Genomic DNA, 13,923 nt, shown 5'->3' with positions numbered 1-13,923 from the left:
GGGACTCCGGGTGTCGCGTTGGCCAAGGGATACGGTGCCCGCAAGGTCAGGGCAAGCGGCCGCAGATCGAGGCCGTTGACCGCGCCTTGACGCCGGCATACCGATGGGCGCAAACGGAAAGACAAGCGCATGAACTTTGCCCAGGGCCATCCCGTCCTTGCCATACCAGGTCCGTCCGCGGTTCCCGACCGGGTGTTGCGCGCCATGCACCGCGCCGCGCCCGACATCTATGGCGCCGCCCTGGCGCAGGAAAACCGGCGCATGATCGCCCGTCTGAAGCAGCTTGCGGGAACGCGGGCGCATCTGGCCCCCTATATCGGCAACGGCCACGCCGGATGGGAGGCGGCGATCACCAATATCTTCGACCCGGGCGATCGCGCCCTGGCGCTGGTATCGGGGCATTTCGGCCGCAGCTGGGCCGCCCACGCGCGCCGGCTGGGGGTCGAGGTCGAGGAAATCGATTTCGGGCCCGCGGCCCCCGAACCCGACCGGCTCGCCCAGCACCTGGCCCGGGACCGGCAGCAACGCATCCGCGCCGTCATGGTCTGCCATGTCGATACCGCCAGTTCGGTGCGCGCCGACCTGCCGGCGCTGCGGGCGGCCATGGCGGGCCATCCGGCCCTGCTGGCGGTGGATGCCATCGCCTCGCTGGGTTGCGAGCCGCTGCTGATGGACGATTGGGGCATCGATGTGCTGATCTCGGCCAGCCAGAAGGGGTTGATGGTGCCGCCGGGGCTGGGGCTGGTGTGGTTTTCCGACCGGGCGCGGGCGCGCGGGCGGGCGGGGCTGGCCACGCCCTATTGGGACTGGGCGCCGCGGGCGGACGCGGTCGAACTGTGGCAGTTCTGGGGCGGCACGCCGCCGGTGCAGCACATATTCGGCATGAACGAGGCGCTGACCATGCTGCTGGAGGAAGAAACCCTGCCCGCGGCCTGGGCCCGCCACCACGGGCTGGCACAGGCGGTCTGGGCCGCACTGGCGACCTAGGACGCGGAAGGACGTCACGGCATTGCCGCGGTGGTCGCCGATCCGGCGGCGCGCGCGCGGTCGGTGACGGCGGTGACCTTGCCGCAGGCCAGCGCCCTGCGCCAGTTCACCGAAAATCACCTGGGTCTGACGCTGGGGGTGGGCCTGGGCGCGGCCCAGCCCGAGCATGCGCTGCGCATCGCCCATATGGGCCATGCCAGCGGGCAGCAGATCCTGGGCGCACTGGCCGGGATCGAAGCCGCGATGCTGGCGCTGGACATCCCGCACCAGCCCGGCGGCACCACCGCCGCCGCCGCCGTTCTGGCGCGGCTGGCGGGCAGCGCGGCGGATTAATCGACCGGGCGGATCAGCTTTTTTTCCAGAACCCGCAGCACGGTGGGCAGGTCGTGGCCGCGTTTCAGGATGCGACCGTCCATGGCAATCACCGCATACTGGCCCTGGGCATGGCGCAGCCGCGGGCGCTTTTCGATCCGATACAGCGGGTGCTCGGCCGCGCGGCGAAAGATCGAAAACACTGCCATGTCGCGCAGGAACGACATGCCATAATCGCGCCATTCCCCGGCCGCCACCATGCGGCCATAGACCGACAGGATCGCCCCCAGCTCGGCCCGGTCAAAGGCCACGCGGTCATGGTCGGCAGAAAACCCGGTCGGCGCGTTCATCATGAGCCGATGGTGACACCGCCGGCACAGGCGATCAATGGAAAACACGCCAGGCACCGGATTGCCGCGACGGCTGCTGCTGGCATCCGCCCGGCCTCTGTGGCAGAATGTCTGCGACAGACAGAGGGGGACATCCGGGCTCGTCGCCAATCGGCGCGCCAGGGTTTGTGTTGTCAGACCTGCCGCATTGCGGCGGCACAAGGGTAGAGGACCGTTGACACAGCCGGATTCGCGCAGGCGGCCCGCCATGTTCGCGGCGGACGCAGCACAGGACGGCCCTGCATGGGGGCTGGCGCTTACCGAAGCGCAAGAGGGGCTGTGGTATGCGCAGGCGCTGGAGCCGGCGAATCCGGCCATGAACAGGGCGCATGTTCTGGATCTGCGCGGGCCGCTGAACCGAGATGTCTGGGCCCAGGCTGTCGCCCGCACCATTGCCGAAACCCCGGCCTTGGCGTTGCGCTTTCGCAGCTGCGCGGCGGGGCCACGGCAATGGCCCGGCCGGCCGCCGATGCTGGGATATGTCGATGTCTCGGCGCGGTCGCAGCCGCTTCAGCAGGCTCATGCGCAAATGCAGGCCGATCTGAACCGGCCGCTGGATCTGGCGCAGGATCCGGCCGGGGCGGTGACGCTGTTCGTCCTGGGCCCCGATCATCACCTGATGTATCTGCGTCTGCATCAGTTGGCCTGCGACGACGCCGGCATCATGGCCATCCTGCATCAGATGGCCGGACATTACCTGGCCATGCTGGGCCTTGGGCGGGCACCGCGCCCGTTTCGCGCCTGGGCCCATGCCATCGACCAGGACCGCTTCTGGCGCCACTCACCCCGACGCCAGGTCGAGCGCGCCTTCTGGCTGCAGCGTCTGACCGGATCGCCGGCGATCCCGGCAGAGCATGGCGATCAGCGATCCGGGACGGGCGCGCCCGCCCGTCCTGTCTCGGGCATCGGGCGGTTCGAGGTGCTGCACCGGCCCCTGCCCGCGCGGATTTCCGCCATCGTGGCCGATCAGGCGGCCAGCAACGCCCTCGCCTGGCCAGATCTGCTTGCCGCGATCGCCACGCGGTATCTGAGCCATTGGATGGACTGCGCGTTGCTGGGCATCGGCCATTCGGCCCTTGCAGACAAGGACCGCGCCAGCCTGCCCTGCATGTCCGCGAACATCCTGCCCCATGCGCCGGACAGTTCCTCGCCCGAAACATCCGTGCAATCCTGGCTGACCGAACAATCCCGGCAACTGGCAGAGGCTCGGGCCCATGGTCGCTATCGCAGCGAACATCTGCGCCGTGATCTGGGAATGGTGGGCAGCGGTCGGCGGCTGTTTGGTGCCGTGATCGACCTGCAACCGCAGAATGTTCCGCCTAACCTGCCCCAGATGTCCCTTCGGTTGCAGCCGATGGGCGGGTGGGTGCCCGCACCGCTGCTGGTCGGCTTTCACGGCCGGCCCGACACGGGCCTGTCGCTGTCCCTGACCGGCGAGAATGGCGTTCACGATATCGCGGCCCTGACAGGTCTGGCCGACGGGATCGAGGCGGTGATCGAGGCATTGCCCAGCGCGCGCCGGCTGAAGGATCTGCCGCTGCCCCGACCCCCGCAGCGTGTCGTCGGCCCGGCACCCCCGGCGACGCTTGCGCCGCCGCCGCGGGCTCATGGCGCAACCGAGACTCTTCTTGGCCAGCTTGTGGCCCGGATCCTGGGCCTGCCGGCTCCACCCGGACCACAGGACGATTTCTTTGCCCTGGGCGGCGATTCACTGGCCGCGGTGCGCCTTGCGCGCGAAATCGGCGTGGCGATGGGTCGGACACCGGGACTGGGAACCATTTTCGCCTACCCGATGCTGGGACGGCTGGCAGCCGAGCTGGACACCGCGTCGCCGCAAAGCGCGGGTTTCGGACCCGCCTTGCTTCTGGCCCCCGGACCCGCGCAGATGGCACCGCTGTTTCTGCTGCCCCCGGCAGCAGGGCTGAGCTGGGCCTATCGCGCGCTGGCGCAAGGTCTGCATCCGCCCCGGCGCGTCTATGGCTTGCAACACCCCATGCTGATGCAGGACGATACCCTGCCTGCCAGTCTGCCGGCGCTTGCGCGCCATTACGCGGCACAGATCTGCGAACTGGCGCCGGACGGTCCACTGCACCTGGCAGGTTGGGCAGCAGGCGGCATCCTGGCGCAAGAGGTGGCAGTGATCCTGATGGCGCAGGGCCGCAGGCCCGGCATGGTGGCGCTGCTTGACAGCTATCCGGCCGAGCTCTGGCGCGACCGGGCAGCGGCACCGACTTCGGCCTCGGAACTGCTGATACAGGCGGGGTTCCTGCCCTCGTCAGGCGAGATGACGGATGAGCGCGACGCCAGCACCCTGGCGTCGCCCATGCTCGAGCGGGCGCTGGACAGTGCCCGCGCCCTGACCGAGCAGATTCGCGCCCATCACCACCGCCGGTATCAAGGCAAGCTGATCCATTTCCAGGGCCTGCCGCAGGATGCCAGCCAGGTGCCGCCCCCCGACAGCTGGGCGCCCTATGCCGAAGCGATCGAGGCGGTCCCGGTTCCGCTGGCGCATCAAGACTTCCTGCATCCGGACGGGGTGTTGCTGATCGCATCCGAACTGGGACGCCGCCTGGCCGAAACCGCCGCACCGACGCCCGGGCAGCAGGCGTGAACTGTCTGGGCAGGGTTCAGTTGACGCGCTGGCGGGCGCGGAAAGGCAGGGGCGCGACCGGAATACCATCCTCGAGCAGGCGACGCGCCTCGTCCAGACGCGCTTCCCCATGGATGGGCCGCTCGGGCGCGCGGCCTTCATGCATGGCGCGCGCTTCGGCGGCAAAGGACATGCCGACGTAATCCGACGTTTCCTCGACATGACGACGCAGGCGTTCCAGCGCCTCTTCATGCGGATCGCGCGGGCTGCGCAAGGGCGCGTCGTCGCCAGAGCCATGCGCGACCAGCGGCGCCATCAGCGCCTTGTCGACATGCGGGCTGCCGCAATGCGCGCAGGTCACCTGCCCCGCAGAACGCAGGGAATCGAAGGCCTCCGAGGATCTGAACCAGCCATCGAAGTCATGGCCATGGTCACAACGCAGGGCATAACGGATCATGTCGACAGCGACTCCTTTCCCTGTCAGATATCTGTCCGCGCCGCGCCGGATACAAGATCGCCCCGCGCCAGGTGCCGAATCTGCGCCAGCAACGTGGCAGGATCGCCAGCCCTTGCCACCAGAATCGCGCGCGCAGCGGCCCCCATGCGGCGCTGACAGGCCACATCCCCGGCCAGCTGCGGCAACAAATCCGCCAGCTCTGCCGGCCGAACCGGGCTTGCCGCGCCGGCCGCATCCAGATCGGCATAATCGGCAGCGTGATTGGCGACATGGGGGCCGTGCACTATGGCACAACGCCAGGCGGCGGGCTCCCAGGGGGTATGACCGCCGTGATCCACCAGCGAACCGCCGGTGATGCAGATGCCGGCAGCACGATACCAGCGCTCCATCTCGCCCAGCGTGTCGGCCAGCAGAACCGGCGCCTGCGCGTCCGCCCCTTGGCTGCGCCGCGCCAGCGGCAGTCCGCGCGCCGCGATCAGCGCGGCCACCGCATCACCGCGCGCCGGATGACGCGGCGCCAGGATCAGCCTTAGATCCCCCTGCCGCGCCCGGGCTGCAAGAAAGGCATCAAGCACAACTGCGTCCTCGCCGTCATGGGTCGAGGCGGCCAGGATCACCCGCGCGCGATCGGGGGCCTCGGGGTCCGGTCGGGTCTGCGACGGCGCCAGCAGCTTCAGGTTCAGCCGCGGGGTCAGCGCCTGCGGGGGCAACCCCAGCTCCAGCAGCCGCGCCTCGCTGTCCGCGTCCTGTGCCGACAGTGCGTCGATACGCCCCAGCATCGGCGCGATCAAACCCGGCAGCCGCCGCCAGCGTGCCGCCGACCGCGCCGAGATGCGCGCGCCGACGACGACCTGCGCCACCCCCCGAGCCGCCGTCATCGCCGAGCGGTTGGGCCAGAGTTCGTTTTCCACCGTCACCAGGACCGATGGCCGCGTGCGATCCAGAAACCGCCGCAACGCCTGCGGCAGATCCAGCGGCGCCAGCGCACAGGCATGGCCCATCCGCCGCGCCAGATCGCGGCCACTGGTGGTGTTGGTGGTGACGACCAGCGGCAGATCGCGGGCAAGATCGCTGGCCAGCACCCGGACCGAGGCCAGCTCGCCCAGGCTGGCGGCATGCAGCCAGACGCCCCCGGGGGCGATGACCGGCCCCTCCAGCGCCAGACGTTCGCGCCAATCGGGGCTGCCCAGGGGCGCGATCAGGTCCAGCGCCGCGCCCGCCAGCGCCGTGGCGCCGCGCCAGATCACCGCCGCGCGGCCTCGGCGGCCTCGCGGATGGCGCGTATGTTCGCGCCATAGGGCGCGGGATCGGCAACCGAGCCGCCCCGGAACACCGCCGATCCCGCCACCAGCACATCTGCCCCCGCTGCCGCCACCAAGGGCGCGGTCTGCGCATCAACGCCGCCGTCGATCTCGATATGGATGGGACGGTCGCCGATCATGGCGCGCAGCACCCGCACCTTGTCGATCATCGAGCGGATGAACTTCTGCCCGCCAAAGCCGGGGTTCACCGTCATCACGCAAATCAGGTCGATGTCATCAAGAACCGGGGCCGCCGCCTCGGCCGGGGTGCCGGGATTGAGCGCCAGCCCCGCGCGGGCGCCGCTGGCGCGGATCGCCTGCAAGGTGCGGTGGATATGGGGGCCGGCCTCGGCATGGGCGGTGATGATGTCAGCGCCGGCCTCGGCAAAAGCCTGGATATAGGGATCGACGGGTGCAATCATCAGATGCACGTCCATCACCCCGCGAATATGCGGCCGGATCGCCTTGCACATCGCCGGGCCGAAAGTCAGGTTGGGGACGAAATGGCCGTCCATCACATCGACATGAACCCAGTCGGCGCCCTGCTCCTCGACGGCGCGGCACTCCTGGCCGAAATTCGCGAAATCGGCGGACAGGATCGAGGGCGCGATCTTGATGCGGCGGTCGAAGGTCATGGCAGGGCTCCGTTTGGCGGTCGCATCGGGTTAGCCGCGAAACCGCCCGCGCGTCAACCGCCGCCACTGCGCCATCGTTCAGGCTGCGCAGGCCACCGCCGCCCCCTTGGGCTTTGCATCGCAACCCCTATATATTGCTGCCAAGGCCCGGGCGCCTCGCCGCCCGCGCATCCCTGTTCCGAAGGACACAGCATGACCGAGACGATGGAGCTTTCCCGCGACGACAGCGTATTGCCCTTTCAGCTAGAGCGATCGGGCATGCGCGGCCGCGCCGCCAGGCTTGGTCCGCTGCTGGAACATATCCTGTCGCGCCACGATTATCCGGTAGCGGTCAGCGCCATGGTGGCCGAACTGGCGCTGCTGACGGCGCTGATCGGCCAGACGATCAAGCTGCGCTGGAAGCTGTCCTTGCAGGTGCGCGGCAATGGCGCGATCCGCACCATCGCCACCGATTACTACGCGCCCGAAACCGACGGCGGCCCGGCGCGGATGCGCGCCTGGGCTAGCTTCGATCCCGAAAGGCTGCAACCGGGCGCCGCAGGCTTCGACCAGCTGGGCCAGGGCTATTTTGCGGTGCTGATCGACCAGGGCGAAGGCACGACCCCCTATCAGGGCATGACGCCGCTTGCGGGCGGATCGCTGGCCAGCTGCGCGCAGACCTATTTCGCCCGCTCGGAACAGCTGCCGACCCGTTTCGAACTGACGGTCGGTCGCGCACAGGCACCGGGCCAGCACGATCCGCATTGGCGTGCGGGCGGCATCATGCTGCAAACCCTGCCCGCCAGCAGCCAGTCTGCCGTCACCGGCGAGGAAATCGAAGCCGCCGATATCCTGCAAGGCGCCCAGTCCGAGGACTGGAACCGCTCGACCATGCTGCTAGGCACCGTCGAGGCGATGGAACTGGTCGATTCGTCGCTGCCGCTGCCGAACCTGGTCTATCGCCTGTTCCACGAGGAAGAGCCGCTGGCCTTCGACCCGCAGCCGCTGGTCTTTGGCTGCTCCTGCAACGCGGATCGGGTGCGCGGCACGCTGTCGATCTATTCGGCCAAGGACATCGCCCACATGACCAACGAGGCCGGCGTGGTCACGGCAGACTGCCAGTTCTGCGGTGCCCATTACGAATTCGACCCGCGCAGCCTGGGGTTCGAGGCCACCCTGGACGCGCAGGGCAATCCCCTGGCTGTGGGCAGCGACGGCGCCGAAAGCCGTGCGGCGCCTTGAGCGTGTCGATCCGCGCCCGTCTGCTGTCCGCGCTGGCCCGTCCGGCCTCGCCTTCGTCGGATTTCGACCTGGGCGGGCCGGGCCCCGAGCCGGCTGGCCTGCGCCCGGCCGCGGTGCTGGCGGCCTTTGACGCCGCCGACGGGCGGCTGATCCTGACCAAGCGCGCCAGCAGTCTGCGCAACCATCCCGGCCAGATCGCCCTGCCCGGCGGCAAGGTCGATCCCGGCGACCGCGACGAAACCGCCGCCGCCCTGCGCGAGGCGCAGGAGGAAATCGGCCTGCCGCCCGCACAGGTCGAGGTTCTGGGCTGCCTGCCGCCGCATCGCACCATCACCAATTACGCCATGACCCCGGTGGTCGGGCTGATCCACGGCACCTTCACCCCGATCCCCGAGGCGGGCGAGGTCGAAGAGGTCTTTGCCGTGCCCTTTGCCCATGTGGCCGACCCTGCCAGCTACCGCGTCGAGGGTCGGCTGTGGCGGGGCATCCGCCGCGACTATTATGTCGCGCCCTGGGGGCCTTATTACATCTGGGGCGCGACCGCGCGGGTGCTGCACGCGCTGGCGCAGAGGTTGGCGTCATGAGCCGTGCCCCCCGGCTGCAGGCCGGTTTCCTGTCCGATCCCGGGCTGCGCCAGGTGGTCACGGCACTGACCGGGGCCGGACATCAGGCGCTGGTGGTCGGCGGCGCGGTGCGCAATGCCCTGCTGGGCGAACCGGTCAGCGACATCGACATCGCCACCTCGGCCCTGCCGCAGGACTGCATCGCCCTGGCCGAGGCGGCCGGCCTGCGCGCGGTGCCGACCGGCATCGACCACGGCACCGTCACCGTGGTCGCGCAGGGCCGCGGCTACGAGGTCACCACCTTTCGCCGCGACGTGGCCACCGATGGCCGACGCGCGGTCGTCGCCTATTCCGACCGCCTGGACGAGGATGCGCGGCGTCGCGACTTTACCATCAACGCGCTTTATGCCGATCTGTCGGGCCGGGTGCTGGACCCGGTGGGCGGGCTGGCCGACCTGGCCGCGCGCCGGCTGCGCTTTGTTGGCGACCCCCAGCGCCGCATTGCCGAGGATTACCTGCGCATCCTGCGCTTTTTCCGCTTTCTGGCCTGGTATGGACGCGAGGCCGACCTGCATGCGCTGGCGGCCTGCGGCGCGCAGCGTCACGGGCTGGCGGGAATTTCGCGCGAGCGCATCGGCCATGAAATGCGCAAGCTGCTGGCCGCGCCCGATCCCGCACCGGCGCTGGCGTTGATGGCCGAGGCCGGGGTGCTGGAACTGGTCCTGCCCGGTGCCGATCCCGGCGACATGGCCGATCTGGTGCAATGCGAACAGGACCTGGGCAGCGGGGCGCTGCCGGTCTGGCCGCGACGGCTGGCACTGCTGGGCGCCAAGGATCCGGGCCGCGACCTGCGGCTGTCGCGCGACGAGATCCGCGAACAGGACCAGATTGCCCAGGCGCTGCGCCTGCCCGCACCCGAAGCCGCCTATCGCCTGGGCCGCCACGCCGCGGCGCAGGCGGTGCTGATCCGCGCCGCGCGTGGCCAGCCGCCGCAATTCGGCTGGTGCCACGACCTGGCGCGGGGCGCGGCGGCGCGCTTTCCGCTGGCGGCGCGCGACCTGATGCCCGATCTGACCGGTCCGGAACTGGGTCAGGCGCTGCGCCGGGCCGAAACCGCCTGGATCGACAGCGGCTTTGAACTGCCACGCGAGGAATTGCGCCGCATCGCCCTGGCCCCCGAAGGGAATGCGTGATGCATGCCGTCCTTGCCCGCCTGATCGACGCCTTCCGACCCGCCGAGGGCCCGCCGCCGCGCAGCCTGCTGGCGTTTTTCCGCTGGTGCCTGTCGGGCGCCTGGCCGGGGCTGGCGATTGCCGCCGTGGCCTCGGCCTTGAGCGGGCTGGCCGACATCGTTTCGGCGGTGCTGCTGGGCTGGGTGATCGACGCGGTGGTGACCACGACTCCTGATCGGCTGATCGCCGACAAGGGCGGGCTGATCGCCGGATTCGTGCTGTTCTTTCTGGTGATCCGACCGGCAATCTTTGGCCTGTCCACCGCCAGTTCCAGCGTCATCATCGGCCCGAACCTGTTTCCGCTGGTGCTGTCGCGGCTGCATCGCTGGACGATGGGGCACGCGGTCACCTTCTTTGACAACGATTTCGCCGGCCGCATCGCCCAGAAACAGACCCAGACCGCGCGCGCCGTCACCGATGTGGCCAGCGAATTCGTGAACGTCGTGGCTTTTGCCCTGGCCTCGATCCTGGGATCGGCGGCGTTTCTGGTCTCGGTCGATGGCTGGGGGGCGGTGGCGATGCTGGCCTGGCTGGCCAGCTATGTGGTGCTGATCCGCTTTTTCCTGCCGCGCATCCGCAGCCGCTCGGCCAGCCGGGCCTCGGCACGGGCGATGGTGACGGGCCAGGTGGTCGATACGATCACCAATATCAAGACCGTCAAGCTGTTCGCCCATGCCGAACACGAGGACCGCGCCGCCCTGGGCGCGATGGCGGGGTTTCGCGAAAGGGCGCTGGATTTCGGCCGCGTCTCGACCTGGTTCCGGTTCTCGCTGATGCTGGTCGCCGGCGCGCTGCCGGTGGTGCTGATCGGGGGCACGCTGCTTTTGTGGCGCGAGGGGCTGGCCACCGCCGGCGACATCGCCGCCTCGGGCGCCATTGCCATGCGGCTGGCGCAGATGACCGGCTGGGTCAGCATGGCGCTGATGGGGGTCTGGGGCAGCATCGGCGAGGTCGAGGACGGCATGCGCACCCTGTCGCCGCCCCATGCCCTGACCGACGCCCCCGATGCGCTGGCCCTGGGCCGGGTGCGGGGCGACATCGACTTCGACCATGTCAGCTTTGCCTATGGTCGGACGACGGGCGGGCTTGACGATCTCAGCCTGCATGTCATGCTTGGGGAAAAGGTCGGCATCGTCGGCGCCTCGGGGGCGGGCAAATCGACGCTGGTGTCGCTGCTGCTGCGGCTTTACGATGTCGAGGCCGGCGCGGTGCGCGTCGATGGCCATGACGTGCGCGCCGTGACCCAGGAAAGCCTGCGCCGCAACATCGCCATGGTCACCCAGGAAACCGCGATGTTCAACCGCTCGGCCCGCGACAACATCCTTTACGGCCGGCCCGACGCGACCGAGGACCAGATCATCGCCGCCGCCCGCGCCGCCGAGGCGCATGATTTCATCCTGGGGTTGCAGGACCACATGGGCCGGCGCGGCTATGACGCGCATCTGGGCGAACGCGGCGTCAAGCTGTCGGGCGGTCAGCGTCAGCGCATCGCCCTGGCCCGCGCCCTTCTGAAGGACGCGCCGATCCTGGTGCTGGACGAGGCGACCAGCGCCCTTGACAGCGAGGTCGAGGCCCAGGTCCAGCAGGCGCTGCACCGCGCCATGCAGGGCAAGACCGTGTTGGCGATCGCGCACCGGCTGTCCACCATCGCCGAACTGGACCGGATCGTCGTGCTCGAGGCCGGGCGCATCGTCGAATCCGGCCGCCACGCCGAGTTGCTGGCGCGCGGAGGCACCTATGCCCGTTACTGGAACCGCCAGTCTGGCGGCTTTCTGGGCACCGAGGACGACAGCGCCGAGGCCGCGCAATGATCTGGACCGTGGAACGGCTGGGTCGCAAGGGCGATGGCGTCGCCCGTTCGGATTCGCAGCAGGCCCTGGCGCCGCTGGTCCTGCCCGGCGAACGCATCGAGGGCGAGGCATCGGACGGTCGCATCGCCAGCCCGCGCATCCTGGAACCGTCGCCGCAGCGCGTGCGGCCGGCCTGCGGCCATTACCGTGCCTGCGGTGGCTGTTCGCTGATGCATGCCAGCGACGGCTTCCTGCGCGACTGGAAGGTCGACGTGGTGGTGCAGGCGCTGCGGGCCCAGGGGCTCGAGGCGCCGGTGGCGGGGGTGCATGTGTCGCCGCCGCGGTCGCGCCGGCGGGCGGTGCTGTCGGGCCGCCGCACCCGCAAGGGCGTGCTTCTGGGCTTTCACGCCCGCGCCTCGGATGTGATCGTCGATCTGGCCGATTGCCATGTACTGCGCCCGCAGATTCAGGACCGGCTGAACCTGTTGCGCGAACTGGTGCGGGCCGGTGCCTCGCGCGCGGGGGAAGTGTCGCTGACGGTGATCGCCGGGCCGGCGGGGCTGGATGTCGCGGTGACCGGCGGCCGACCGATGGAGCCCGAGCTGTTTCAGCATCTGGCCACCCTGGCCGAGACGGGCGACCTGGCCCGGCTGACCTGGGACGGGCAGTCGATCACCCGCCGGCCGCCCGCCCTGCCGATGGGCCGCGCCCAGGTGGTGCCGCCGCCCGGCGGCTTTTTGCAGGCCACCGCCGAGGGCGAAGCCGCCTTGACCGCGGCGCTGCGCGACATCACCCGCGGCGCGCGCAGCATCCTCGACCTGTTCGCGGGCTGCGGCACGTTTTCCCTGCCACTGGCCGAAACCGCCCGCGTCCATGCGGTCGAGGGGCTGGCCGCACCGCTGGAGGCGCTGACCGCCGCAGCCCGCCATGCCCCCGGCCTGCAGCGAATCACGACCGAGGTCCGCGACCTTGCGCGCCGGCCCTTGCTGTCGGACGAACTGGCCTATGACGCAATCGTGATCGACCCGCCGCGCGCCGGGGCCGAGGCACAGGCCCGCGAACTGGCGGGGGCGGCGGCCACAACCTTGGGTTGGGTCAGCTGCGATCCGGTCACTTTTGCCCGCGATGCGCGGATTCTCGCCACCGGCGGCTGGCGGATGACGCGCCTGTTCGTGGTCGATCAGTTCCGCTGGTCGCCGCATGTCGAAACCGTGGCGGAATTTCGCCGAAGCTAGCGAATTTGCCCGCGATGTGCTAATCGTGGGGAAAATCAACAGCGCCTTCAGGCGCCTAGAGGGCAGTGATGATTCGGGCAATTCGCGCTTTGATCGCGGTGGTGGCCATCGCGTTGGTGGCAAGTTGCGGCGGCGACAGCAGCAAGCCGTCCTCCAGCAAGTTCAAGACCTATCACGGACCGCCTGTGACCCAGGTCGTGGTCAAGAAGGGCGAACGTCGCATGTATCTGCTCAGCGGCCGGCAGGTGCTGAAAAGCTACGACATCGGTCTTGGGACGGATCCCAATGGCCCGAAGCGATTCGAGGGCGACGGTCGCACGCCCGAGGGGATGTATTTCATCGACCGCAAGAACCCAGCCAGCCGCTATCACCTGTCGGTGGGCATTTCCTATCCCTCGGCCCAGGACGTGGCGCAGGCGGCGATGATGGGCCTGCGCCCCGGCGGCGACATCATGATCCACGGCCTTGGCCCCGAAGGCCGCAAGCTGGTGCAGCAGCGCCGCGACTGGACCGCCGGTTGCATCGCCGTTACCGACGAAGAGATGGAAGAGATCTTTGCCATGCTGCAACCGGGGGTGCCGATCTTCATCTATCCGTAAACGGGGGCGGGGCCGGCAGCGCCTCGCCGGCCGGCCGCTTGCTGTGCATGAGGGTGCCCCCGTGCCGTGATGCCGCGTGCATGCTTGCCCGCATTGCCGGGGCGCTGAACGCGGGCAGGATAGGCTGCCTGGCGCGTTGGCATGGCCATCACCGAGATGTCTTTGTTTCTCCAGGAAAGCGGCGCCGGCCAGTTCGGGGCCATCACTGAAGCGGCAGCCAGCAATGATGCTCGCGCCAGACTGGCCGATATTCTTGGTGGCGCGCGCCGGATCCGAAGCGCGCACATGCGCGATCCATTGCCGCATTCCTGCGCCTGAACGGTCCCGATCTGGCGGACAGGATTGTCGAGAAGAAAGTGACTCCAAGGCGATTTCTGCCCTGCCGGATGAAGGCGATGAAGGTCGCCGCGTCCGGCGGCTAGTTCACAGCCGAAGGCGATCGCGCGACGCTGACGGCAGGCAAGCTTCCTTGTGGCGGGCGATCCGGCGCGGATTTTCAGCCGGGCGACTTGAGCTGACAGGATCGTTCAAGGATGGCGACGCCAGCGCAGTCCGATCGATTGACCTGCTGGCGGCCCGGACGGCGCGGCGGCGGGACCGGCAGCACTGCAG

Annotated in this window: 12 protein-coding genes and 1 pseudogene; 9 read left to right on the top strand and 4 right to left on the bottom strand. The window is 69.5% G+C overall.

From position 1 onward, the window contains the following. Positions 1–129 precede the first annotated feature (129 nt). A pseudogene (locus tag GB880_RS06085) lies at positions 130–1,320 on the top strand (pyridoxal-phosphate-dependent aminotransferase family protein). On the opposite strand, the gene GB880_RS06080 reads toward GB880_RS06085, so the two are convergent. Next, positions 1,317–1,649, bottom strand: coding sequence for a DUF2794 domain-containing protein (locus tag GB880_RS06080; RefSeq protein ID WP_154490478.1), 333 nt, complete (start codon positions 1,647–1,649; stop codon positions 1,317–1,319). The pseudogene GB880_RS06085 and the gene GB880_RS06080 overlap by 4 nt on opposite strands. A 247-nt stretch (positions 1,650–1,896) precedes the next feature. Here GB880_RS06080 and GB880_RS06075 point away from each other — a divergent pair, with 247 nt between their 5' ends. Then, positions 1,897–4,299 carry a thioesterase domain-containing protein gene (locus GB880_RS06075; RefSeq protein WP_195840841.1) on the top strand — a complete coding sequence of 801 codons (2,403 nt, stop codon included), beginning with the start codon at positions 1,897–1,899 and terminating at the stop codon, positions 4,297–4,299. 16 nt (positions 4,300–4,315) lie between these two features. On the opposite strand, the gene GB880_RS06070 is transcribed toward GB880_RS06075, so the two are convergent. Genes GB880_RS06070 through rpe form a run of 3 tightly spaced genes read right to left on the bottom strand, consistent with a single transcriptional unit; the run spans position 4,316 to position 6,671 of the window. After that, positions 4,316–4,735: a DUF1178 family protein gene (locus GB880_RS06070; RefSeq protein WP_154490482.1), complete on the bottom strand. Its 420-nt coding sequence runs from the start codon at positions 4,733–4,735 to the stop codon at positions 4,316–4,318. 23 nt (positions 4,736–4,758) lie between these two features. Next, positions 4,759–5,982, bottom strand: coding sequence for a 3-deoxy-D-manno-octulosonic acid transferase (locus GB880_RS06065; RefSeq protein WP_263467361.1), 1,224 nt, complete (start codon positions 5,980–5,982; stop codon positions 4,759–4,761). Beyond that, a complete protein-coding gene (gene rpe / locus GB880_RS06060; RefSeq protein ID WP_154494555.1) occupies positions 5,979–6,671 on the bottom strand; it encodes a ribulose-phosphate 3-epimerase in 693 nt (230 codons plus the stop codon). The genes GB880_RS06065 and rpe overlap by 4 nt, the downstream gene beginning before the upstream one ends. A gap of 192 nt (positions 6,672–6,863) precedes the next feature. Here rpe and hslO point away from each other — a divergent pair, with 192 nt between their 5' ends. The 7 genes from hslO to GB880_RS06025 all read left to right on the top strand — a co-directional run bounded on the left by hslO (position 6,864) and on the right by GB880_RS06025 (position 13,629). Next, the gene (hslO, locus tag GB880_RS06055; protein ID WP_154494556.1) at positions 6,864–7,892 is read left to right on the top strand and encodes an Hsp33 family molecular chaperone HslO; all 1,029 of its coding nucleotides are present in this window, start codon (positions 6,864–6,866) and stop codon (positions 7,890–7,892) included. Continuing rightward, the gene (locus GB880_RS06050; RefSeq protein WP_154494557.1) at positions 7,889–8,476 is read left to right on the top strand and encodes a CoA pyrophosphatase; all 588 of its coding nucleotides are present in this window, start codon (positions 7,889–7,891) and stop codon (positions 8,474–8,476) included. Before hslO ends, GB880_RS06050 begins: the two co-directional genes overlap by 4 nt. Then, a complete protein-coding gene (locus GB880_RS06045) occupies positions 8,473–9,648 on the top strand; it encodes a CCA tRNA nucleotidyltransferase (RefSeq protein WP_263467359.1) in 1,176 nt (391 codons plus the stop codon). Before GB880_RS06050 ends, GB880_RS06045 begins: the two co-directional genes overlap by 4 nt. Beyond that, a complete protein-coding gene (locus tag GB880_RS06040; protein ID WP_154494591.1) occupies positions 9,648–11,498 on the top strand; it encodes an ABC transporter ATP-binding protein in 1,851 nt (616 codons plus the stop codon). Before GB880_RS06045 ends, GB880_RS06040 begins: the two co-directional genes overlap by 1 nt. Next, positions 11,495–12,712: a class I SAM-dependent RNA methyltransferase gene (locus GB880_RS06035; RefSeq protein ID WP_263467358.1), complete on the top strand. Its 1,218-nt coding sequence runs from the start codon at positions 11,495–11,497 to the stop codon at positions 12,710–12,712. Before GB880_RS06040 ends, GB880_RS06035 begins: the two co-directional genes overlap by 4 nt. A 68-nt stretch (positions 12,713–12,780) precedes the next feature. Next, positions 12,781–13,311 (top strand): L,D-transpeptidase family protein, encoded by a 531-nt coding sequence (locus tag GB880_RS06030; protein ID WP_154494392.1) that lies wholly within the window; start codon positions 12,781–12,783, stop codon positions 13,309–13,311. Between the two features lie 141 nt (positions 13,312–13,452). Then, positions 13,453–13,629: a hypothetical protein gene (locus tag GB880_RS06025; protein ID WP_154494391.1), complete on the top strand. Its 177-nt coding sequence runs from the start codon at positions 13,453–13,455 to the stop codon at positions 13,627–13,629. Positions 13,630–13,923: the final 294 nt, after the last annotated feature.

Origin of the sequence: Paracoccus sp. SMMA_5_TC (assembly GCF_009696685.2) — a bacterium.
In the GTDB taxonomy this organism is placed as follows: Bacteria; Pseudomonadota; Alphaproteobacteria; order Rhodobacterales; family Rhodobacteraceae; genus Paracoccus.
This window is presented reverse-complemented; position numbering and strand designations above follow the sequence as displayed.

Bases quoted from the DNA above. Each gene is read 5' to 3' on its own strand.
- GB880_RS06080 (WP_154490478.1), bottom strand. From the start codon at position 1,649: ATGAACGCGCCGACCGGGTTTTCTGCCGACCATGACCGCGTGGCCTTT.
- GB880_RS06075 (WP_195840841.1), top strand. From the start codon at position 1,897: ATGTTCGCGGCGGACGCAGCACAGGACGGCCCTGCATGGGGGCTGGCG.
- GB880_RS06070 (WP_154490482.1), bottom strand. From the start codon at position 4,735: ATGATCCGTTATGCCCTGCGTTGTGACCATGGCCATGACTTCGATGGC.
- rpe (WP_154494555.1), bottom strand. From the start codon at position 6,671: ATGACCTTCGACCGCCGCATCAAGATCGCGCCCTCGATCCTGTCCGCC.
- hslO (WP_154494556.1), top strand. From the start codon at position 6,864: ATGACCGAGACGATGGAGCTTTCCCGCGACGACAGCGTATTGCCCTTT.
- GB880_RS06045 (WP_263467359.1), top strand. From the start codon at position 8,473: ATGAGCCGTGCCCCCCGGCTGCAGGCCGGTTTCCTGTCCGATCCCGGG.
- GB880_RS06040 (WP_154494591.1), top strand. From the start codon at position 9,648: ATGCATGCCGTCCTTGCCCGCCTGATCGACGCCTTCCGACCCGCCGAG.
- GB880_RS06035 (WP_263467358.1), top strand. From the start codon at position 11,495: ATGATCTGGACCGTGGAACGGCTGGGTCGCAAGGGCGATGGCGTCGCC.
- GB880_RS06030 (WP_154494392.1), top strand. From the start codon at position 12,781: ATGATTCGGGCAATTCGCGCTTTGATCGCGGTGGTGGCCATCGCGTTG.
- GB880_RS06025 (WP_154494391.1), top strand. From the start codon at position 13,453: ATGGCCATCACCGAGATGTCTTTGTTTCTCCAGGAAAGCGGCGCCGGC.